Origin of the sequence: Sphaerisporangium aureirubrum (genome assembly GCF_042658925.1) — a bacterium.
Classification (GTDB): Bacteria; Actinomycetota; Actinomycetes; order Streptosporangiales; family Streptosporangiaceae; genus Sphaerisporangium; species Sphaerisporangium aureirubrum.
The window spans coordinates 39,271-59,549 of sequence record NZ_JBHSRF010000014.1 but is presented as its reverse complement, the minus strand read 5'-3'; the positions used below and the strand labels follow the sequence as shown (position 1 = coordinate 59,549).

The 20,279-nt window shown below is 71.4% G+C and carries 17 protein-coding genes; 5 read left to right on the top strand and 12 right to left on the bottom strand.

Annotation, left to right across the window (positions count from 1 at the left end; translation table 11 throughout):
- The first annotated feature begins 3 nt into the window (after window positions 1-3).
- Entirely contained in the window at window positions 4-1,332 is a 1,329-nt protein-coding gene (locus tag ACFP1K_RS13035) for a GH1 family beta-glucosidase (RefSeq protein ID WP_380751324.1), read from the top strand.
- A gap of 12 nt (window positions 1,333-1,344) precedes the next feature.
- On the opposite strand, the gene ACFP1K_RS13030 is transcribed toward ACFP1K_RS13035, so the two are convergent.
- Window positions 1,345-2,241, bottom strand: a complete 897-nt coding sequence (locus ACFP1K_RS13030) for a coiled-coil domain-containing protein (protein ID WP_380751321.1) — start codon at window positions 2,239-2,241, stop codon at window positions 1,345-1,347.
- 391 nt (window positions 2,242-2,632) lie between these two features.
- On the opposite strand from ACFP1K_RS13030, the gene ACFP1K_RS13025 reads away from it, so the two are divergent.
- A complete protein-coding gene (locus tag ACFP1K_RS13025; RefSeq protein WP_380751318.1) occupies window positions 2,633-4,069 on the top strand; it encodes an aldehyde dehydrogenase in 1,437 nt (478 codons plus the stop codon).
- Between the two features lie 162 nt (window positions 4,070-4,231).
- Here the strand turns inward: ACFP1K_RS13025 and ACFP1K_RS13020 are convergent, their stop codons facing one another.
- Both ACFP1K_RS13020 and ACFP1K_RS13015 read right to left on the bottom strand, forming a co-directional pair.
- Window positions 4,232-5,356, bottom strand: a complete 1,125-nt coding sequence (locus ACFP1K_RS13020; protein WP_380751315.1) for an acetate/propionate family kinase — start codon at window positions 5,354-5,356, stop codon at window positions 4,232-4,234.
- Between the two features lie 111 nt (window positions 5,357-5,467).
- Complete coding sequence (locus tag ACFP1K_RS13015) at window positions 5,468-6,259, bottom strand: alpha/beta hydrolase (RefSeq protein WP_380751312.1); 792 nt, start codon at window positions 6,257-6,259, stop codon at window positions 5,468-5,470.
- 411 nt (window positions 6,260-6,670) lie between these two features.
- Between ACFP1K_RS13015 and typA the strand changes: the two genes are divergently transcribed.
- Entirely contained in the window at window positions 6,671-8,521 is a 1,851-nt protein-coding gene (gene typA, locus ACFP1K_RS13010; protein WP_380751309.1) for a translational GTPase TypA, read from the top strand.
- Window positions 8,522-8,543: 22 nt separating this feature from the next.
- Here the strand turns inward: typA and ACFP1K_RS13005 are convergent, their stop codons facing one another.
- The 3 genes from ACFP1K_RS13005 to ACFP1K_RS12995 form a co-directional block, all read right to left on the bottom strand.
- Window positions 8,544-9,413, bottom strand: a complete 870-nt coding sequence (locus tag ACFP1K_RS13005; protein ID WP_380751306.1) for a polysaccharide deacetylase family protein — start codon at window positions 9,411-9,413, stop codon at window positions 8,544-8,546.
- Between the two features lie 30 nt (window positions 9,414-9,443).
- Window positions 9,444-9,749 (bottom strand): hypothetical protein, encoded by a 306-nt coding sequence (locus ACFP1K_RS13000; RefSeq protein ID WP_380751303.1) that lies wholly within the window; start codon window positions 9,747-9,749, stop codon window positions 9,444-9,446.
- Between the two features lie 137 nt (window positions 9,750-9,886).
- The gene (locus tag ACFP1K_RS12995; protein ID WP_380751300.1) at window positions 9,887-10,468 is read right to left on the bottom strand and encodes a helix-turn-helix domain-containing protein; all 582 of its coding nucleotides are present in this window, start codon (window positions 10,466-10,468) and stop codon (window positions 9,887-9,889) included.
- 92 nt (window positions 10,469-10,560) lie between these two features.
- Between ACFP1K_RS12995 and ACFP1K_RS12990 the strand changes: the two genes are divergently transcribed.
- Complete coding sequence (locus ACFP1K_RS12990; protein ID WP_380751297.1) at window positions 10,561-11,394, top strand: EamA family transporter; 834 nt, start codon at window positions 10,561-10,563, stop codon at window positions 11,392-11,394.
- Between the two features lie 111 nt (window positions 11,395-11,505).
- Here ACFP1K_RS12990 and ACFP1K_RS12985 read toward each other — a convergent pair whose 3' ends face one another.
- Window positions 11,506-12,102, bottom strand: a complete 597-nt coding sequence (locus ACFP1K_RS12985; RefSeq protein ID WP_380751294.1) for a sigma-70 family RNA polymerase sigma factor — start codon at window positions 12,100-12,102, stop codon at window positions 11,506-11,508.
- A 286-nt stretch (window positions 12,103-12,388) separates the two neighbouring features.
- On the opposite strand from ACFP1K_RS12985, the gene ACFP1K_RS12980 reads away from it, so the two are divergent.
- The gene (locus tag ACFP1K_RS12980) at window positions 12,389-13,459 is read left to right on the top strand and encodes a PLP-dependent cysteine synthase family protein (protein ID WP_380751291.1); all 1,071 of its coding nucleotides are present in this window, start codon (window positions 12,389-12,391) and stop codon (window positions 13,457-13,459) included.
- A 79-nt stretch (window positions 13,460-13,538) separates the two neighbouring features.
- On the opposite strand, the gene ftsY is transcribed toward ACFP1K_RS12980, so the two are convergent.
- From ftsY to mutM, 5 genes are all read right to left on the bottom strand, one after another.
- Window positions 13,539-14,651: a signal recognition particle-docking protein FtsY gene (ftsY, locus tag ACFP1K_RS12975; RefSeq protein ID WP_380751573.1), complete on the bottom strand. Its 1,113-nt coding sequence runs from the start codon at window positions 14,649-14,651 to the stop codon at window positions 13,539-13,541.
- A gap of 168 nt (window positions 14,652-14,819) precedes the next feature.
- A complete protein-coding gene (gene smc, locus ACFP1K_RS12970) occupies window positions 14,820-18,500 on the bottom strand; it encodes a chromosome segregation protein SMC (protein WP_380751288.1) in 3,681 nt (1,226 codons plus the stop codon).
- Window positions 18,501-18,729: 229 nt separating this feature from the next.
- Window positions 18,730-18,924: a hypothetical protein gene (locus ACFP1K_RS12965; protein ID WP_248958190.1), complete on the bottom strand. Its 195-nt coding sequence runs from the start codon at window positions 18,922-18,924 to the stop codon at window positions 18,730-18,732.
- 189 nt (window positions 18,925-19,113) lie between these two features.
- A complete protein-coding gene (locus ACFP1K_RS12960; protein WP_380751570.1) occupies window positions 19,114-19,398 on the bottom strand; it encodes an acylphosphatase in 285 nt (94 codons plus the stop codon).
- A complete protein-coding gene (gene mutM / locus ACFP1K_RS12955; protein WP_380751284.1) occupies window positions 19,398-20,276 on the bottom strand; it encodes a bifunctional DNA-formamidopyrimidine glycosylase/DNA-(apurinic or apyrimidinic site) lyase in 879 nt (292 codons plus the stop codon). Before mutM ends, ACFP1K_RS12960 begins: the two co-directional genes overlap by 1 nt.
- Window positions 20,277-20,279: the final 3 nt, after the last annotated feature.

Here is a 20,279-nt window from a genome sequence, read left to right as displayed (position 1 = left end):
GGAATGTTTCTTTGGGGTACGGCCACCGCGTCCTACCAGATCGAAGGCGCGGTGACCGCGGGCGGCCGGGGGCCGTCCGTCTGGGACACCTTCGCCCACGAACCCGGCCGGGTGCGCGACGGGCACACCGGTGACGTCGCCTGCGACCACTACCACCGCTGGCAGGAGGACGTCGAGCTGATGGACGGGCTCGGGGTCGGCTCCTACCGATTCTCCATCGCCTGGCCGAGGATCCAGCCGGACGGCGTGGGCGCGCCCAGCCAGGAGGGACTCGACTTCTACGACCGGCTGGTGGACGGCCTGTGCGCGCGGGGCATCGTGCCCGCGGCGACGCTGTTCCACTGGGATCTGCCCCAGGCGCTCCAGGACCGGGGCGGGTGGATGGCCCGGGACACCGCGGCGCGGCTGGCCGACTACGCCGCGATCGTGGCGGAGCGCCTGGCGGACCGGGTGCCGCTGTGGATCACCCTCAACGAGCCCTTCGTCCACATGGCCCTCGGCCACGCCTTCGGCGCGCACGCGCCCGGCCAGGCCCTCATGCTGGACGCGCTGCCGGTCGGCCACCACCAGCTGCTCGGCCACGGCCTCGCCGCACAGGCACTGCGGGCGCACGGCGCCGAGCGGGTGCTGATCACCAACAACTGCACCCCGGTGTGGGCGGCGTCCGAGTCGGACCAGGACGTGCGGGCCGCCGAGGCGTACGACACCGTTCACAACAGATTGTTCAACGATCCCGTACTTCTTGGGAAATATCCCGATCTGTCGGCGTACGGGGTGACGAACCTGGATGTCGTCCAGGACGGCGACCTGTCGATCATCGCCCAGCCCCTGGACGGCCTCGGCGTCAACTACTACAACCCCACCCGCGTCGCCGCCCCCGCCGGACCCGCCGAGCTGCCGTTCGAGGACGTCGGCATCACCGGCCACCCCACCACCTCCTTCGGCTGGCCCGTGGTCCCCGACGGCCTGCGCGAGCTGCTGACCAGCCTCAGGGCCCGGTACGGCGACGCGCTCCCCCCGGTCTACGTCACCGAGAACGGCTGCTCCCAGCCCGACGACCTCGCCGCGGACGGCACCGTCGACGACCAGGACCGCATCACCTACCTGGACGGCCACATCGGCGCTGTGCGCGCCGCGATGGACCAGGGCGTCGACGTGCGCGGCTACTACGTCTGGTCCCTGCTGGACAACTTCGAGTGGGCCGAGGGCTACACCCAGCGCTTCGGCCTGGTCCACGTGGACTTCGCCACCCAGGAACGCACCCCCAAGGCGTCCTACCACTGGCTCCGCGACCGCCTCGCCGCGCACCCGGAGCCGTGGCCCGCGTCCTAGGACGGCGCCGGGTCAGAACACCGACACGTGCACGTGGTCGTAGTGGTTGGCGGTGGTGCCGCCGCGGTCGGACATGGTGCGCCAGCCGGCGCCGGTGCGGATGTCGTAGTAGCGCTGGCGCCAGATGATGTACATGATGCCCATGGCCCGGCCGTTGTCGATGCACCACTGGGCCAGGGCGTCGCCGCGCGCCTGGGCGGCGGCGTCGGGCAGCTGGCCGCCGGTGCTCATCATGAAGTCGCAGGCGCGGCCCTTGCCGTGCTCGCCCGGGTCCCCGGCGCGCAGGCAGCCCACGCCGAACGGCATGGGGAAGTTCTGCATGATGGTGTTGCGGATGGCGACCATGCGGGAGGTCAGGCCCGAACCGGCGTCGGGGGCCTGGAAGCCGAACTTGCGCAGCAGCGCCTCGACGTTCTTCTTCTTGGCCTGGAGGTCCTTGATCTCGTCCCGGAGGTCGGCGATCTTGGCGTCGGCTTCCTTCTTGGCGGACTTGGAGTCCTTGATCAGCGTGCCGATGCGCTTGATCCGCTGGTTCTTCTCCTCGGCGAGATAGGTGACCGTGGCCACCTGGCCGAGGATGGCGTCCGGGTCACCGCTGTAGGTGAAGACCCGGGGACCGTCCACCGCGCCGGACATGTAGGAGTTGCTGTAGAACTGCGCGACCTCCTGCTGGGCGTCGGCCAGGTCGGACCTCAGGTCGCCGACGCGCTTGCCGGCCTTCTTGGCGGCCTCTTTGGCGTCCTCAAGGCTCTGGATCTGCCCGCGGTAGGCCTTCTGCAGGTCGGAGGCCTGCTTGGTGAGGCGGTTCAGCTTGGCCTGCGGGCTGGGCTCGGCTCCGGCGGGAACGGCGAGCACGAAGAACAGCCCGAGCAGCCCCACCGCCAGTGCGGCCATCCGGCCTGATCGCATCAGCCCTCCCCCACTACGGAACGCCCCGAAACTATAAGAGGTGATCTTCGGAGCCGCCACACGATCGGAAGAACCTATACACCGTTACGCGAACTATCTACCACTTGGCGTAGCCGCCCGAGGCCGGTTTCCGCAGAATTGGGCCCACCAGACTTACCGGGCATCGGACGACGGCTGCGGAACATCGCCGGTCGAACGGCCCGGCGGCGGAGCCCGATCCTATCGAGGAGGATGCTCCCTGGTCTCCCGCTCTTGCCATCCGGGACAGAACATGGTTCTGTCACAGCGAACCGGAGCGACGCTCCCGGCGCCCGCCCGGACCGGCAAGACTGGACAAGCAAGCACTCGGTCACGACAAAGGACCCGGCCCGCCGACCAGGAGGCACGACACATGCTTCAGCACGACCGTCTTTTCATCGGGGGCGACTGGGTGGCGCCCGCGGGCACGGCGACGATCGACGTCGTCTCGCCGCACACCGAGGAACTGGTCGGCCGGGTGCCCGACGGCACCCCCGCCGACATGGACCGCGCGGTGGCCGCCGCGCGCGAGGCGTTCGACAACGGGCCGTGGCCGCGGATGACCATGGCGGAGCGCGCCGGGATCGTCGACAGGCTGGCCGATCTGTACGCCGCCCGCCAGGCCGAGATGGCCGAGCTCATCACGATGGAGATGGGTTCCCCGATCACCTTCTCCCAGCTCGCCCAGGCGCCGCAGCCGCTCGGCATGCTCAAGTACTTCGCCGAGCTCGGGAAGACCTTCGCGGTCGAGGACGAGCGCCCCGGCCTGTTCGGCCCGGTGACGGTGCGCCGCGAGCCGGTCGGCGTGGTCGCCGCCGTGGTGCCGTGGAACGTCCCGCAGTTCGTCATCATGACCAAGCTCGCCCCCGCCCTGATCTCCGGCTGCACGGTCGTGGTCAAGCCCGCCCCGGAGACCCCGCTCGACTCCTACCTGCTCGCCGAGATGGTCAAGGAGGCGGGCATCCCGGACGGCGTCGTCAACATCGTGGCCGCCGGCCGCGAGGCGGGCGAGCACCTGGTGTCCCACCCCGGCGTGGACAAGGTGGCCTTCACCGGCTCCACCGCCGCCGGGCGCCGCATCGCGTCCATCTGCGGCGAGCAGCTCAAGCGGTGCAGCCTGGAGCTCGGCGGCAAGTCCGCGGCGATCATCCTGGACGACTGCGACCTCGGCGCGGCCATGGGCTTCCTGTCCATCGCCTCGCTGATGAACAACGGCCAGGCGTGCGTGGCGCAGACCCGCATCCTGGCCTCCACCTCGCGCTACGACGAGGTGGTGCAGGCCGTGGCCGACATGGTGGCCGGCCAGGCCGTCGGCGACCCGGCCGACCCCGCCACCGGCATCGGGCCCCTGGTGGCGCGGCGCCAGCAGGAGCGGGTCGAGGGCTACATCAAGATCGGCATCGACGAGGGCGCCAAGCCGGTGGTCGGCGGCCTGGACCGTCCGCACGACCGCGGGTGGTACGTCGCGCCGACCGTCTTCGCCGGGGTCTCCAACGACATGCGGATCGCCCGTGAAGAGATCTTCGGCCCGGTGCTCGCGGTGATCCCCTACGAGGACGAGGCCGACGCCGTGCGGATCGCCAACGACAGCGAGTACGGCCTGTCCGGCACGGTCTGGACCGGCGACACCGACCACGGCATGGACGTCGCCCGCCGGGTGCGCACCGGCACCTACGGCGTGAACATGATGAACACCATGGAGCCGTCCTCGCCGTTCGGCGGGTACAAGGCCAGCGGCATCGGCCGCGAGCTCGGCCCCGAGGGCCTGTCCGCCTACCTCGAGTACAAGTCGATCGCACGGCTCGGCTGACCGGCCGGGCGCACGGCCGCCGCCCAGCGCGCCCCCGCGTCGCTGGGCGGCGCCCCCGTCCGCCCTGGACGCGGGAGACCGCCCTGTCACAGGTATCACACCGGCCGCTACGGCACCGGTGGCCCCGGGGCGATCACCCACCTCCGGAGATGTAGACGACTTTTATTCGGAAAAGGTTCGATCCACCACGGTGGAAGTTTCCCGCGCGATCTCCAGCTCCTCGTCCGTCGGCACCACGAGGACGGCCACGGCGGAGTCGTCGGTGGAGACGATCCGCGCGCCGTCGGCCGCCGCGTTGCGCAGGGGGTCCAGCCGGATGCCGAGCGACCCGAGCCCGGCGAGCACCGTGCGCCGGACGAGCGCGGAGTTCTCCCCCACGCCTCCGGTGAAGACGACCATGTCCACCCGGCCGAGGACCGCGTAGTACGCCCCGATGTATTTGCGCAGCCGGTGGCAGTAGACCTCGTAGGCCAGCGTGGCCGCCGGGTCCTCCGCCTGCACGCGCTCGACGACGGCGCGCATGTCGTTGTCGCCGCACAGGCCGAGCAGCCCGGACCGGTGTTCCAGCATCGACTCCACCTCGTCGGGCGACATGCCTGCCCGGATCAGGTGGAAGATCACGGCGGGGTCCACGTCCCCGGAGCGGGTGCCCATGACCAGGCCCTCCAGCGGGGTCATGCCCATGGAGGTGTCCACGCACCGGTCGCCGTGGACGGCCGTGGCGCTCGCGCCGTTGCCGAGGTGCAGCACGATCCCCTTGGCCTCCGGCTTGCGCAGGAGCCGCCTGGCCACCCGGCTGACGTACGCCACGGAGATGCCGTGGAAGCCGTAGCGGCGCACGCCGTACCGCTCGGCGAGCCCGGCGTCGATCGCGTAGGTGCGGGCGGAGGGCGGCATCGTGGCGTGGAAGGCGGTGTCGAAGACCGCGACCTGGGGGAGGTCGGGGCGCAGGCGGCGGGCCACCTCGATGCCGGCGAGGTTGGCGGGGTTGTGCAGCGGGGCGAGGGACGCGATGTCGCACAACTGCTTGAACACGTCGTCATCGATCAGCGTGGGCTCGGTGAACAGCGGCCCGCCGTGCACGACGCGGTGCCCGACGGCGGTCAGCCGCGGCGACTCGATGTCCGCCGCCTCGCCGGCCAGGGCGAGCGCCGCCTCGTGGTCGGGGACGTCCGACCCCGGCTCCCCGATGCGCTCGATCTTGCCCGCCTTCACCCTGGTGGGGCCTGCCATGTCGATGAGCTGGTATTTCACTGACGAGGATCCCGAGTTGATCGCCAGGATCACTGGGTCCACCTCCCGGCCTGGGAATGCGGTGCCTCCACCGCGGGGGCGATGTCGCGGATCGGATAGGGCGGGCAAAAGGTGCTGTCAGGTGGGTGTTTCGCGAGGGAGCGTTTATCCGGCGGCGGGGGCCCGCCGCGGCTGGGCGCCGGAGGCGGGGACGGCGGCCGCCCAGGCGCCGATGCGGTGGATCAACTGGGGGGTGGCGGCGGACTCGGCGTGGCCGAACCCGCGTTCGATCCACAGTTCCTTGGGCTCGCGGGCGTTGTCGAAGAGCTGGTGGGCGTGCTCCAGGGGGAAGAACGCGTCGGCGTCGCCGTGCACGACCAGCAGCGGGGTGGGGGAGATCTTCGCGGCGGCCTCGTACGGCGGGAGCGGCACGGGATCCCACTGGCCGTTGCTGATGCGGGTGCGCTTGGCGACGCGGGCCACCAGGCGGCCCGAGGTGCGCTCGATGGCCCAGTGGACCTGCCGCATGGGCCTGGTGCCCCGGTAGTACCAGCGGGCGGGCCCGCTGACCGCGACCACGGCGTCGGTGCCCCGGTGCAGCGCGGCGTGGCGCACGGCCACGGCGGCGCCCATGGAGAAGCCCACGCTCACCACGCGGGAGTACCCGATGGAGCGGGCGTGCGCGACGGCGGCGTCCATGTCCAGTACCTCGGCGTCCCCCACGGTGGACCGGCCCCCCGACCTGCCGTGCCCGCGGAAGTCGAACGCCAGCACCCCGCCGTAGCCGCTCAGCACGTGCGCGATGCGCCGGGTGGTCTTCTCCCGCCACGAGCCGGTGAAGCCGTGCGCGAGGACGACGCCGAGATCCTCGTGGCCGCGCGAAGGCGTGTGCGCCGCGTCGATCCGGACGCCGTCCTTGGTCATCAGCGTCGCGGGGAAAGCTGTCGCGAGAGGCATGCGTCGAGCTTATGCTCCGCCGTCGCGGCGCACACCGTCCCCTGACCGCCCGCGTGGGCCTCGCCCCTGGCGGCCATCGGGGTGACGCACGCGGCGACGAACGCGACCACCACGACCGCCCACACCGCCAGCCGGCAGCGTTCTCCCATGTACCGCCTGCACGGGAACCGGCCGAGAGGTTCGACGGCCTGGCGCGCGGAGGCGGCGAGATGTGAGATTCCTTCGTCCACCATGTTCGCTGTCTGCCCGAGTCGTACGTCCTTAGTCCCTGACAGGCGAGACCAGAGTGGTTTTTAGGAGATATGTGGTGGTTTGCGAAGTGACGGCACCCGGCGGTAACAGCGATCACCTAAAATGGAGTCTGCCGCGACGTCCGCGGCGGCCTCCACGACCTCAGAGCGAGACCCCATCATGCCTTTGAACAGCCGCGACGACCTGCGGAACATCGCGATCATCGCGCACGTCGACCACGGCAAGACGACACTCGTCGACGCCATGCTGTGGCAATCCGGGGCGTTCCGCGCCAACCAGGACATCGACGAGCGGGTCATGGACTCCAACGACCTCGAACGCGAGAAGGGCATCACCATTCTCGCCAAGAACACCGCCGTCCGTCACGGCGGCATGACACTCAACATCATCGACACCCCGGGCCACGCCGACTTCGGCGGCGAGGTCGAGCGCGGGTTGTCCATGGTCGACGGCGTCGTGCTGCTGGTGGACGCCTCCGAGGGGCCGCTGCCACAGACTCGTTTCGTCCTGCGCAAGGCCCTCGGCGCCAAGATGCCGGTGATCCTGTGCATCAACAAGGTCGACCGCCCCGACTCCCGCATCAAGGAGGTCGTGGACGAGGTCTACGAGTTGTTCATGGACCTCGACGCGACCGAGGAGCAGATCGACTTCCCGATCGTCTACGCCTCGGCCAAGGCGGGCCGCGCGTCGCTGTCGCGCCCGCTGGACGGCGGCATGCCCGACGCGCCGGACCTCGAGCCGCTGTTCGAGACCATCGCGTCCACCATCCCCGCGCCGACCTACGACCCCGTCGCCCCGCTCCAGGCGCACGTCACCAACCTCGACGCCTCCAGCTACCTCGGCCGCATCGCGCTGTGCCGGGTCCACCAGGGCACCATCTCCAAGGGCCAGCAGGTCGCCTGGTGCCGCACCGACGGCACCATCCAGCGGGTCAAGATCAGCGAGCTGCTGATGACCGAGGCGCTGGAGCGCAAGCCCGCCGAATCCGCGGGCCCGGGCGACATCATCGCCATCGCCGGCATCCCGGACATCATGATCGGCGAGACGCTGGCCGACCCCGAGGACCCGCGCCCGCTGCCGCTGATCACGGTGGACGAACCCGCGATCTCGATGACCATCGGCACCAACACCAGCCCGCTGGTGGGCAAGCTGAAGGGCTCCAAGGTCACCGCCCGCATGGTCAAGGACCGCCTCGACAAGGAGCTCGTCGGCAACGTCTCGCTGCGCGTGCTGCCCACCGACCGGCCCGACGCCTGGGAGGTGCAGGGCCGCGGCGAGCTGGCGCTGGCCATCCTGGTCGAGCAGATGCGCCGTGAGGGGTTCGAGCTCACCGTCGGCAAGCCGCAGGTGGTCACCCGCGTCGTCGACGGCGCGGTGCACGAGCCGGTGGAGCGTCTGACCGTCGACGCCCCCGAGGAGTACCTCGGCGCGATCACCCAGCTCCTCGCGGTGCGCAAGGGCCGCATGGAGCACATGACCAACCACGGCACCGGCTGGATCCGCATGGAGTTCGTGGTCCCGGCCCGGGGCCTGATCGGCTTCCGCACCGAGTTCCTCACCGAGACCCGGGGCACCGGCCTGGTGCACCACGTCTTCGAGGCGTACGAGCCGTGGCACGGCGAGCTGCGCACCCGCAACACCGGGTCGCTGGTGGCCGACCGGCCGGGCGTGGTGACCGCGTTCGCCATGCTCAACCTCCAGGAGCGGGGCGCGCTGTTCGTCTCGCCCACCACCGAGGTGTACATGGGCATGATCGTCGGGGAGAACTCCCGGGCCGACGACATGGACGTGAACATCACCAAGGAGAAGAAGCTCACCAACATGCGCTCGTCCACCAGCGAGGAGACCGAGAAGGTCATCCCGCCGCGGGCGCTGTCGCTGGAGCAGGCGCTGGAGTTCTGCCGCGAGGACGAGTGCGTGGAGATCACGCCGCAGACCGTCCGCCTGCGCAAGGTGGTCCTGGACTCCGCCAGCCGCGCCCGCAGCACCGCCCGCGCCAAGCGCGGCTGACCCGGAGGGCGCTGGGCTCCGCTCAGCGCCGCCCGGTCGCGGCCTCCCCGGCGTAACGCTCGCCGGGGACCAGGGGGCGGGTGCCGTAGAGCTCGGAGACGGTGACGAAGGTGTAGCCCTTGGCGCGCAGCTCGCGCAGCAGCGTGGGCACGGCGTCGGCGGTGGTCTTGTGGATGTCGTGCAGCAGCACCACCGAACCCGCCCGCGCGCCGGCCGCGCGCCGGGCCACCAGGGGCGTGTTCCTGTCGCGCCAGTCCATGGTGTCCACGTCCCAGAGGATCTGCGCGAGCCCCTCGCGCTTGGCCTGCCCGGCCACCTTGCCGTCGGTGGCGCCGTACGGCGGGCGGAACAGGCGCATGGTCACGCCGGTGACCGCCCGCACCGCGTCCTGCGTGCGGGCCAGCTGCGTGTGCACGCCGTCCGCCGAGAGGCCGGGGAGCGCGGGGTGGTCCCAGGAGTGGTTGCCGAGCTCGTGGCCCTCGGAGACCATGCGGCGCAGCAGCGGCCCCGTGTGGTCGGTGACCATCTGGCCCACCACGAAGAACGTCGCGCGGGCGTTGTGCGTGGCCAGCATGTCGAGCACCGGCCCGGTGTGGTCGAAGGGCCCGTCGTCGAAGGTCAGCGCCACGCACTTGACCTGCGGGCAGCGGATCGCGCGGGGCGGGGGCGCGACCAGGGGTCTGCGTCCGCGCCAGCCGGGCTGGGCGAGCGTCAGGCGCAGCGCCATCAGCGCGGGGGCGGCGGGCCGCACCGGCGGGGTGGTCCGGACGCGTGAGGCGCCCTCGCGGCGGCTGAGGCCCATCGGCGCCACGACCTGGCCGCACGCCTGGAGTCCCAGGAGCAGCACGAACGACATCGGCAGCGACAGGACGTCTTTCCGGATACTCGCCATCCCCGTGCTCCCCCCGTGTCGCGGCAGGGGTCACGGATAGTGGTCGGCCGCGTCCCCTCGCGGAGTCGCGGTGAGGTCCTCCCACCAGGACGGGACGTTCGCCCGCAACTCCGCATGACGGCGCGCCACTCGAATGGCGCATCCAACCGCATCCGTACCCAAATGCCGCCTTTTACCCACTCCCTCCTGCCAGCGGTAGAAACCATCCTTATAACTGACAACTAGCCCGATCCATACGGAAAGTATTGCTTCATCACATACTTCATAGGCATCGGTCACCCCCAGGCCCACCAGCTCCACGCGGAGCTTCGCGATGGCCGCGCGGGCATCAGTCACGCGCCCACCTCCGCCGGCGGGCCCGCCGATTGGCACGAACTCCTGTCAGTGCTCACATTGGGGGTGTACCCCACATTTACCGGAGTTTTGCCTACAGCCGTAACACATTCCGGCTTATGGCGTCATTGCCCGGCCAGTCACTGGTCAGGGGTCTCCCGGGGTTCGGTGACCACCATGATGAAACGCAACGGCGCGTCACCCTCGTTGGCGTAGCGGTGCGGGCGGTCGGCGCTGAACAGCACCGCCTCGTCGCGGCGGATCACGTGCCGCTTGCCGTAGACCGACAGGCTCAGCTCGCCCTCCAGGATGGTGAGCATCTCGCGGGTGCCCGCCGGGTGCGCGTCGCCGTCGTGGTGCTCCCCCGGCCCAAGGCGCCAGTCCCACAGCTCGAGGATCGCCGGGGCGTCCGACCCGACCAGCAGGCGGGCCGAGCCGCCCTTGTCGCCGCGCCACAGGGTGGCCACGTCGGCCGAGTGGACCACGCGCACCACGGGGGTGTCGGAGACCTCCACCAGGCGGGCCACGGTCACCCCCAGGGCGTCCGCGATGCGGGTCAGCGTGGTGACGCTCGGGTTGGTGCGGCACTGCTCGATCTGGACGAGCATGCCCCGGCTCACCCCCGACCGGGCCGCCAGCGCGTCGAGGGTCAGGCCGCGGTGGGCGCGCTGCGCGCGGACGTTGTTGGCGATGGCCGCCGTGATGGTCTCCGGATCCGCCATGAGTGCAGTGTAGTGAAAAGCAGATGCAATGTAGTGGTCAAATAAAGCACTATATTGTGCTAACAGAACAGTCTGGAGAAGGGTGAGAGCGGATGACGGCCGTCCTGCTGGCGACGACCTGTGCCGTGGTGTACGGCACCGCGGACTTCTTCGGAGGCCTCGCCACCCGTCGCTCCCGCGTACTGGCCGTGGTGCTCCTCACCCAGCTCACCGGCCTGGTGTTCGTGCTGCCGCTCACGCCCCTGCTCCCCGGCGTCATCACCCCTGCCGCCCTCGCCTGGGGCATGGCCGCCGGCCTGGCCGGCGGCGCCGGGGTGATCCTCTTCTACCGCGCCCTGGCCGACGGCGTGATGTCCGTGGTGGCCCCCACCACCGCCACCACCTCGGCGGCACTCCCCGTGGTCTCCGGCCTCCTGATGGGCGAGCGACCCGAGCCCCTGGCCCTCGGCGGCGTGGCCCTGGCCCTGCTCGCGGTGATCCTGGTCAGCCGCACCCCCGGCACCGTCGGCAAGGTACGCCTGCGCCCCGTCCTCCAGGCCCTGGCGTCCGGCATCGGCTTCGGCGCGTTCTTCGTGCTCCTCAAGCAGGTACCCGCCGACGCCGGCGTATGGCCCCTGTTCGGCTCTCGACTTATGTCCGTGCTCCTGGTGGTGGTCCTCGCCCTCGCCACCCACCGCACCCTCCGCCCCGGCAAGGGCAGCCTGCCCGTGATCGTGGCCGCGGGCATCCTGGACATGGCGGCCAACGTCCTGTTCCTCCTGGCCGCCCAGCGCGGAATGCTGGTACTGGTCTCGGTCCTGGCCTCCCTCTACCCGGCCAGCACCCTCCTGCTGGCCCGCTACGTCCTCGGGGAACGCCTGAATCCCGTCCAGGCGACCGGCGTGGCCCTGGCCCTGGGCGCGGTGACCCTGATCGCGGGAGCCTGAAGCCCCTCAACAATCACGAACTCCGTCACCCGCCCGGGAACCCGCTCCATCGGCGTGAAAAAGCTCTGGGGCCGCCCCTCGCGGGGCGGCCCCAGAGGGTGGGCTCGGGGGTCAGGCGGCCTGGAACTCGGGGGAGGGGCGGAGGGCGCCTTCCTGGTGGGCGTAGTCCTCCAGGAGGGTGCGGAGCTGGCGGCGGCCCCGGTGCAGGCGGGACATCACGGTGCCGATGGGGGTGCCCATTCGCTCGGCGATCTCCTTGTAGGCGAAGCCCTCGATGTCGGCCAGGTAGACCGCCACGCGGAAGTCTTCGGGGAGGGAGCGGAGGGCGTTCATCACGACGCTGTCCGGCAGCTGCTCCAGGGCCTCGGTCTCGGCCGAGCGGAGGCCGGTGGAGGAGTGGGACTCGGCGGCGGCCAGCTGCCAGTCCTCGATGTCCTCGGCGGTGGAGAGCTTCGGGGAGCGCTGCTTCTTGCGGTAGTCGTTGATGAAGTTGTTGGTGAGGATCCGGTGCAGCCAGGCGCGCAGGTTGGTGCCGGGGCGGAACTGGTGGTACGAGGTGAAGGCCTTGGCGACGGTCTCCTGGACGAGGTCCTCGGCGTCGGCGGAGTTGCGGGTGAGTCGCATGGCGGACGCGTACAGCTGGCTCGTCACGGGCATGACGTCACGCTCGAACCACGCCTGCCGCTGCTGCTCTGTCATAGAGATCATCTCATCCCCCTCATCCTGCCTTGCCCCCGCTACCCATCCGGCATGAACCCATGCAGGGTCGGTAACCGCTTTACTCCATCTGACGGCTGATGCCATGCTCATGGTTCACCCATAAGGGCCACGTTAAGGGTTTCAGCTGGTCAGAAGGCCCCTGGAAGCGATTAGGCCCGGGGTGGCGTTGTCACACCTCAGGCCGGACAAGTCCCACTACAATAACAGATAACGCTCAAATTTGTGGAAATGTGACTAAGGTCACACAGAACGGACATACGTGGAGCTTGGCGGCATGATACAGGCGGACCGGCACGATCCCACGACCCGCGCCTGGGTGGCCGAAGCCATCAGGCGGGTGGAGGCCGACGCCAACCGCAGCTGCGACACCCACCTCCACGTCTTCCCGCTCCCGCAGCGCTGGGGCATCGACCTCTACCTCAAGGACGAGTCCGTCCACCCCACCGGCTCGCTCAAGCACCGCCTCGCCCGTTCACTGTTCCTGTACGGCCTGGCCAACGGCTGGATCGGGCCCGCCACCACCGTGATCGAGGCGTCCAGCGGATCCACCGCGGTCAGCGAGGCGTACTTCGCCCGCATGCTCGACCTGCCGTTCGTGGCGGTGATGCCCGCGTCCACCTCGCCGGAGAAGATCGCGCTCATCGAGTTCTACGGCGGCAAGTGCCGTCTGGTGGACGACCCGTCGGCGATCTACGAGGAGTCGCGGCGGCTGGCCGAGGAGACCGGCGGCCACTTCATGGATCAGTTCACCTACGCCGAGCGGGCCACCGACTGGCGGGGCAACAACAACATCGCCGAGAGCATCTACCAGCAGATGACGCTGGAACGCCACCCCGAGCCGTCCTGGATCGTCGTCGGCGCCGGCACCGGCGGCACCTCCGCCACCATCGGCCGCTACATCCGCTACCGCCGCCACGCCACCCGTCTCGCCGTCGTCGACCCCGAGGGCTCCGCCTTCTACCCCTCCTGGGTCACCGGCGACCCGGCCCCCGCCCGCGGCTCCCGCATCGAGGGCATCGGCCGCCCCCGCGTGGAGCCGTCCTTCCTCCCCACGGTCATCGACCGCATGATCCAGGTCCCCGACGCCGAGTCGATCGCCGCCATGCGGTGGGTCCACGAGGTCACCGGCCGCCACGTGGGCGGCTCCACCGGCACCAACGTCGCCGCCGCCGCCCGCCTCATCCAGGAGATGCGCGCCCACGGCCGGCAGGGCAGCGTCGTCACCCTGATCTGCGACGGCGGCGACCGCTACCACCACACCTACGGCGACGACTCCTGGCTGGCGAGCCAGGACATCGACATCACCGCCCCGCTCGCCGCCCTGCGCGCCTTCCCGACGAGCTGACGCCCCCTGGTCGGCACGGAGCCACCCCAGGGACGCCTGCCCACACGCACCCCCGGCTGCTGCGCCGCCGCCTTGGACGTCAGTCGCCCAGGATGGCGTCCACGAAGACCTCGGGGTCGAACGGGGCCAGGTCGTCCGGGCCCTCGCCCAGGCCGACGAGTTTCACCGGGACGCCGAGCTCGCGCTGCACCGAGATCACGATGCCGCCCTTGGCGGTGCCGTCGAGTTTGGTGAGCACGATGCCGGTGACGTTGACGGCCTCGGCGAAGACCTGGGCCTGGCGCATGCCGTTCTGACCGGTGGTGGCGTCGAGGACCAGCAGGACCTCGTCGACCGTGGCCTTCTTCTCGATGACGCGCTTGACCTTGCCGAGCTCGTCCATCAGGCCGGTCTTGGTGTGGAGGCGGCCGGCGGTGTCGACGATGACGGTGTCGACCTTGTCGGCGATGCCCTTGCTGACGGCGTCGAACGCCACCGAGGCGGGGTCGGCGCCCTCGTCCTTGCGGACGACCTCGGCGCCCACCCGATCGCCCCAGGTCTGGAGCTGGTCGGCGGCGGCGGCACGGAAGGTGTCGGCGGCGCCGAGCAGCACCCTCTGGCCGTCGCCGATCAGGGCGCGGGCGAGCTTGCCGGTGGTGGTGGTCTTGCCGGTGCCGTTGACGCCGACCACCAGGACGACGGCGGGGCGCTCGCCGTGAGGGGCGGTGTGCAGGGTGCGGTCGAGGTCGGCCCCGACCAGGATGAGCAGCTGCTCGCGCAGGAGCTTGCGCACCTCGTCGTGGCTCCGGGAGCCGAGCACCTTGACCTTGGTACGCAGTTCCCCGGTCATCGCCTGGGTGGGCGTGACCCCGACGTCCGCGGTGATCAGGGTGTCCTCGATCTCGTCCCAGGCGGCGTCGTCCAGGCGGTCACGGGACAGCAGGTCGAGCAGGCCCCGGCCGAGCGAGCTCTGCGAACGGGCCAGCCGGGCGCGCAGCCGGACCATGCGGCCCGCCGACGGCGGCGGGATCTCGATGACCGGCGCGGGCGGCGCCACCGGCTCGACCGGTTTGGCGGGTGGCGGGATGGTGGTCGTCGCCGCTTCGTCCTCGACGACACCGGCCGGTGCGCCGCCCTCTCCGGTGAGGTCCGGCGCGCGCGGCGGCGTGACCGGCGGAGCCTCCCGGCCGCGCGGCCGGAACAGCAGAAGCATGCCTCCGACCGCGAACACCGCGATCAAGACGACGATCAGGATGATGCCGATATACCCGTCCACGGACGTCAGTTTCCCAGACGACCGCCCATGGTCACGCCCCGGCCCGCTGTCCTTGTGGACAACCCGATGATGTTTCCCGGTGGACGGGCCCCCGCGCGGGAGGCGTCAGGCGGTCTCGCGGTCACGCATGCGCTGGCTGACGACCTGGGTGACGCCGTCGCCGCGCATGCTCACGCCGTACAGCGCGTCGGCGATCTCCATGGTGCGCTTCTGGTGGGTGATGACGATGAGCTGGGAGCTCTGGCGCAGCTCCTCGAAGAGGGTGAGGAGGCGCTGGGTGTTGGTGTCGTCCAGCGCGGCCTCGACCTCGTCCATGACGTAGAAGGGCGACGGGCGGGCCTTGAAGATGGAGATGAGGAACGCCACCGCGGTCAGGGAGCGCTCGCCGCCGGACAGCAGCGAGAGGCGCTTCACCTTCTTGCCGGGCGGGCGGGCCTCGACGTCCACGCCGGTGGTCAGCATGTCGGACGGGTCGGTGAGCACCAGGCGGCCCTCGCCGCCGGGGAACACCCGGGTGAAGATCGTCTCGAACTCGCGGGCGACGTCCTCGTAGGCGGCCGTGAAGACCTGCTCCACCCGCTCGTCGACCTCCTTGACCACGGTCAGCAGGTCGCGGCGGGTCTTGCGCAGGTCCTCCAGCTGGGAGTTCAGGAAGGTGTGCCGTTCCTCCAGCGCCGCGTACTCCTCCAGCGCCAGGGGGTTCACCTTGCCGAGCTGGGTCATCTGCCGGTCCGCCGCCCTGGCCCGCTTCTCCTGCTCCTCGCGGACGTACGGCACCGGGTCGCCCTCGGCGAGCGGCACGGGCTGGTCGGGGCCGTACTCGCGGATCAGCGCCTCGGTCTCGACGCCGTACTCTTCGAGGGCCCTGGTCTCCATCTGCTCCAGGCGCATCCGCCGCTCGGTGCGGGCCACCTCGTTGCCGTGCGCCCGGTTGACCAGGCGGTCCAGCTCGGTGGACAGCTCGCGGACCCGTACCCGCACCGCCTTGAGCTCGGTGTCGATCTCGCCGCGCGCCGTCTCGGCCTCGGCCCGCTCGCTCTCGGCCAGGCGGAGCGAGTAGTCCAGCGCGCCGAGGGCCCGCTTGGCGCCACGCAGCACCGCCTCGGCGACCTCGGCCTGCGCCCGGCGCCTGGCCCGCAGCGCGGCGGCGCCTGCCCGCTCCTCGCGCTCGCGGCGCGCGGCCCGCGTGAGCTGCTCGGCGCGGCCCGCGATGCCCCGCACCCGCTCCTCGGCGGTGCGGACGGCCAGGCGGGCCTCCATCTCGGCCTGCCGGGTCACCGCGCACGCGGTGGCGAGCGTGTCGCGGGTCTCGGTGGTGGGCTCGGCGGTCAGTTCGTCGGCGTACTCGGCCTCGGCGAGGCTTTCCTCGAGCTCGGTCACCCCGGCCAGGTGGCGGTCGCGCGCCTCGCGGGCCGCGGTGACGCTCGCGGCCAGGCGCTCGCACTCGTCCCTGGCGGCCCGGGCCGCCGCGTCCAGCTGGGCCAGCCGCCGGGCCGCGACCGCGACCCGCTGGTCGGCCTCGCGCTGCCGCCCGCGCACGGCGTCCAGGGATCCCTGGGCGGTGTTCACCCCGGCCTGGGCGGCGTCGGCGGCCGTGCGCGCCTGGGCGGCGTGGGCCTGGGCGGCCTCCACGGCGGCCTGCGCGACATGCTCGGCCTCGGCCGCCAGCGCCATCGCGCCGGTGGTGCGCCCGGCGGCGAGGCGGGCCTCCTCGAGGCCGGCGGACGCCTGGTCCAGCGCCGCGCGGACCTGGAGCACCGAGGTGACGCTCCCCGAGCCGCCCTGGGCGTGGTACGCGCCCACCAGGTCGCCGGTCCAGGTGACCGCGCGCAGGTCGGGACGCTCCTCCACCAGCTTGCGGGCCACCGCCACGTCGTCCGCGACGACCACGCCGTACAACAGGGTGTCCACGGCCGCCCGGAAGGGGTCGGCCACCTCCACCAGGTCGGCGGCCCAGCGGGCGCCGTCCACCGGGGCGGGCCTCGGCACGGCGGCGTCGGAGGCGACGACGAGGGACGCGCGCCCGGAATCGTCGGCGCGCAGCAGCTCGACCGCGTCGACCACCGTGGACAGCGACTCGACCGCGACCGCCTCGGCGGCGGCGCCGAGCACCGCCGCGACCGCGGCCTCGGCCCCGGCCTGGACGGTCATCATCGCCGCCAGCGGGCCGAGCACGCCGGCCAGCCCGGCCGCCAGCAGGGCCGCGCCGCCGTCCGCGCCGCTCGACAGGCTCATCTCAAGGGCGTCGCGCCTGGCCTCCAGCGCGGCGACCGCCCGCTGCGCCTCCTGGTCGGCCGTGCGCGCCGTGCCGACGGCCGTCCGCGCCTCGGCGAGTGCCCTGCGCGGGCCCTCGGCGGCGGCCCTGGCCTCGTCGGCGACGGCTCTGGCCTCGTCGACCGCGGCCCTGGCCTCGTCGAGGCCGGCCTGCGCGCGGGCCAGCTCGGCGGCGAGCTCGGGGTCGGCGGCGGGCTCGGCCAGCTCCAGCTCGTCGTGTTCCTCCTGGGCGCGGGCGCTGCGCTGCCCGGCCTCGTCCAGGGCCTTGGTGAGGCGGCCGATCTCTTCCTCGGCCGCCCTGGCGCGCCCGCGCACCGTGGCGACCTCGCCGCGCAGCCGGGCCAGGCCCTCGCGGCGGTCCGCCGCGGCCCGGGCGGCGGCGGCCAGGCGACGTTCCTCGGTCTCCAGCGAGCCCTCGGCCTCGGTGCGCCGCCACACCGCCTGTTCCAGGATCTCTTCGGCGACGTCCAGCTCGCCCTTGAGCGCCTGCTCGCGCTCGCGCACCTCGGCGGCCTCGCGCTCGTAGTCCTCCGGGTCGCGCCCGCGCCGCTCGATGGTGGCGGCCTCCATGGCGTGCCGGTGGCGCTCGGCGGCCAGGGTCTCGACGCTGTGCAGGCGTTCCTTCAGCCCGGCCAGGCGGTAGTAGGTCTCCTGGGCCGTGGCCAGGCGCGGCTGCGCGGTGGCCTCGGCCGCCTCCAGCTCCGCCTCCCTGGCCTGGCCCTGCGCGAGCTCGGTCTCGACCTGGGCGCGCCGGGCGAGGACGGCCGTCTCGTCGGCGGCCTCCTTGTCCAGGTGGTCGCGCAGGCGCACGACGTCGTCGGCCAGCAGGCGCAGCCGGGCGTCGCGCAGGTCGGCCTGGATCACGGCCGCCTTCCTGGCGATCTCGGCCTGGCGGCCGAGGGGCTTGAGCTGGCGCCGGAGTTCGTTGGCGAGGTCCTGGACGCGGGTGAGGTTGGCCTGCATGGCGTCGAGCTTGCGCAGCGCCTTCTCTTTGCGCTTGCGGTGCTTGAGTACGCCCGCGGCCTCCTCGATGAACGCCCGGCGCTCCTCGGGGCCCGCGTGCAGCACGGTGTCGAGCTGGCCCTGGCCGACGATCACGTGCATCTCGCGGCCGATGCCGGAGTCCGACAGCAGCTCCTGGATGTCCAGCAGGCGGCAGGTGTCGCCGTTGATGGCGTACTCGCTCTGGCCTGATCGGAACATCAGCCGGCTGATGGTGACCTCGGTGTAGTCGATCGGCAGGGCGCCGTCGGTGTTGTCGATGGTCAGCGTCACCTCGGCCCGGCCGAGCGGGGGCCGGGAGGAGGTGCCGGCGAAGATGACGTCCTCCATCTTGCCGCCGCGCAGGGACTTGGCGCTGTGCTCGCCCATGACCCAGGCGAGGGCGTCCACGACGTTGGACTTGCCCGAGCCGTTGGGGCCGACCACGCAGGTGATGCCGGGCTCGAACCGCAGGGCGGTGGCCGAGGCGAAGGATTTGAAGCCGCGCAGGGTGAGGTTCTTGAGGTACAACCCGCCGCCTCCCCCTCTGCCGGGCGACCGCCGTTCCGGGCGATCCCTGCGGGGCAGACTATCGGCTCACGGCTTCCCGGGCGGCCAACCGGCGGCGCAGTGCCAGGAAAACATGACGATCATCGCCGTGGAGGGTTGAAACCGGGCGGATCCGGGTACCTGCGGAGCGACAAATGACTAGGGACGCCTTTGCGGGGCGTCCCTGACACGTTGTACTGCCGTACCGACCTCAGGTGAGGGCCGGCTCGCGATCTTGCAAACGCGAGAACGCCTCATCGCGCGACTGCGCGGCGAGAGCGTCGTTCTGCGCCTGGAGCCTGGTGAGCTCTGCCTCCAGATCCCGGATTCGCTGCTGGAGACGGCGCATTTCCGAGACCATTCGAGGGTCAAGACCGCCGACGTGGCCGAGTAGAGCCTTCGCCATGGTTAAGGGTCCTCCACGCTGAGTGACCAAACTGGTTCGCGCACTTCTTGCCGCGGGAGGGGTGCGCGTGTTTCCTCTCAAGAGTCGCACTGGCGATGGAGGCGGTCAAGTTGAACGCTCCCCATGAATGCACCAATGGGCACTCCCGACATGTAAATATACCGCATTTGTGGGGTTTTAGGGAAGCGGCTACCGCTCGACAAATCCGCCAAAACCTCCACGGGCCTGCGACCAGCGCTCCACGACGGTGTCCACCCGCCCAGGGGTGGCACCCCCTCTGAGCAGGGCGAGGAGCCGTTCGCAGGCCTCCCGCGGCCCCTCGGCGACGACCTCCACCCGGCCGTCCGCGAGGTTGGACGCCGCGCCCACCAGGCCGAGTTCCAGCGCCCGCGCCCGCGTCCACCAGCGGAAACCCACCCCCTGCACCCGGCCGCGCACCCACGCGTTGAGCCGGACCTGCCCGGTGGGTCCCATCATGCGCGGACCCGGGGTTGACAACGAGGGCAACTGTAGGAGGACCTGTTCATGAAGGCCTCGCGCAGCACCGGGGCGCCGCACCGGCCGCACGGCTCGCCCTCGCGTCCGTAAACGTTCAGCGAGCGGTCGAAATACCCGCTCTCACCGTTCACGTTGACGTAGAGGCTGTCGAACGACGTGCCGCCCTGGCCGAGCGCCTCCCCCATCACCGCGCGCACCGCCGCCAGCAGCTCGTCGACCTTGGCCCGGCCGAGCGACCGGGTGGGCACGCCGCCGTGCAGGCCGGCCCGCCAGAGCGCCTCGTCGGCGTAGATGTTGCCGACACCGCTGATCAGCGACTGGTCGAGCAGGGCGCGCTTGATCTCGGTCTGCCGGGCGGCCAGGCGCAGCGCGAACACCTCGTCGTCGAACACGTCCTCGAACGGATCGGCGGCGATGTGCGCGATCGGCTCGGGCACCGGGCGCCCGCCGTAAAGCTTCGAGGGCACCAGCGGCGCCACCAGCAGGTGCCCGAACGTGCGCTGATCGACGAACCGCAGCTCACCGCCGGCGTCGGTGAAGCCCAACCGGACCCGCAGATGCTTCTCCGCCGGGGAGTCCGGCCCGATGACAAGGAGCTGGCCGCTCATCCCGAGGTGCGCCAGCAGCGCGTCCCCGCCCGCCTCCGACTCGCCGAGCGGCATCCACAGGTATTTGCCGCGGCGCTCCGCCGAGCGGATCATGCGTCCCTTCAGGCGGGCCGCGAACTCGGCCGGGCCCGGCACATGCCTGCGGACCGCACGCGAGTGCAACACCTCGGCGCCGGTGACGGTGCGACCCGCCACCCAGCGCGACAGGCCGTCACGGACGACCTCTACCTCCGGCAACTCGGGCATGGC

Coding starts and splice junctions, on each gene's coding strand:
- ACFP1K_RS12985 (WP_380751294.1), bottom strand. CDS start 12,102: ATGATCTCTATGACAGAGCAGCAGCGGCAGGCGTGGTTCGAGCGTGAC.
- ACFP1K_RS12960 (WP_380751570.1), bottom strand. CDS start 19,398: ATGGGACCCACCGGGCAGGTCCGGCTCAACGCGTGGGTGCGCGGCCGG.
- ACFP1K_RS13030 (WP_380751321.1), bottom strand. CDS start 2,241: ATGCGATCAGGCCGGATGGCCGCACTGGCGGTGGGGCTGCTCGGGCTG.
- ACFP1K_RS13035 (WP_380751324.1), top strand. CDS start 4: ATGTTTCTTTGGGGTACGGCCACCGCGTCCTACCAGATCGAAGGCGCG.
- ACFP1K_RS12995 (WP_380751300.1), bottom strand. CDS start 10,468: ATGGCGGATCCGGAGACCATCACGGCGGCCATCGCCAACAACGTCCGC.
- ftsY (WP_380751573.1), bottom strand. CDS start 14,651: ATGCTTCTGCTGTTCCGGCCGCGCGGCCGGGAGGCTCCGCCGGTCACG.
- ACFP1K_RS13015 (WP_380751312.1), bottom strand. CDS start 6,259: ATGCCTCTCGCGACAGCTTTCCCCGCGACGCTGATGACCAAGGACGGC.
- ACFP1K_RS12990 (WP_380751297.1), top strand. CDS start 10,561: ATGACGGCCGTCCTGCTGGCGACGACCTGTGCCGTGGTGTACGGCACC.
- ACFP1K_RS13025 (WP_380751318.1), top strand. CDS start 2,633: ATGCTTCAGCACGACCGTCTTTTCATCGGGGGCGACTGGGTGGCGCCC.
- ACFP1K_RS12965 (WP_248958190.1), bottom strand. CDS start 18,924: ATGGCGAAGGCTCTACTCGGCCACGTCGGCGGTCTTGACCCTCGAATG.
- typA (WP_380751309.1), top strand. CDS start 6,671: ATGCCTTTGAACAGCCGCGACGACCTGCGGAACATCGCGATCATCGCG.
- mutM (WP_380751284.1), bottom strand. CDS start 20,276: ATGCCCGAGTTGCCGGAGGTAGAGGTCGTCCGTGACGGCCTGTCGCGC.
- ACFP1K_RS13005 (WP_380751306.1), bottom strand. CDS start 9,413: ATGGCGAGTATCCGGAAAGACGTCCTGTCGCTGCCGATGTCGTTCGTG.
- ACFP1K_RS12980 (WP_380751291.1), top strand. CDS start 12,389: ATGATACAGGCGGACCGGCACGATCCCACGACCCGCGCCTGGGTGGCC.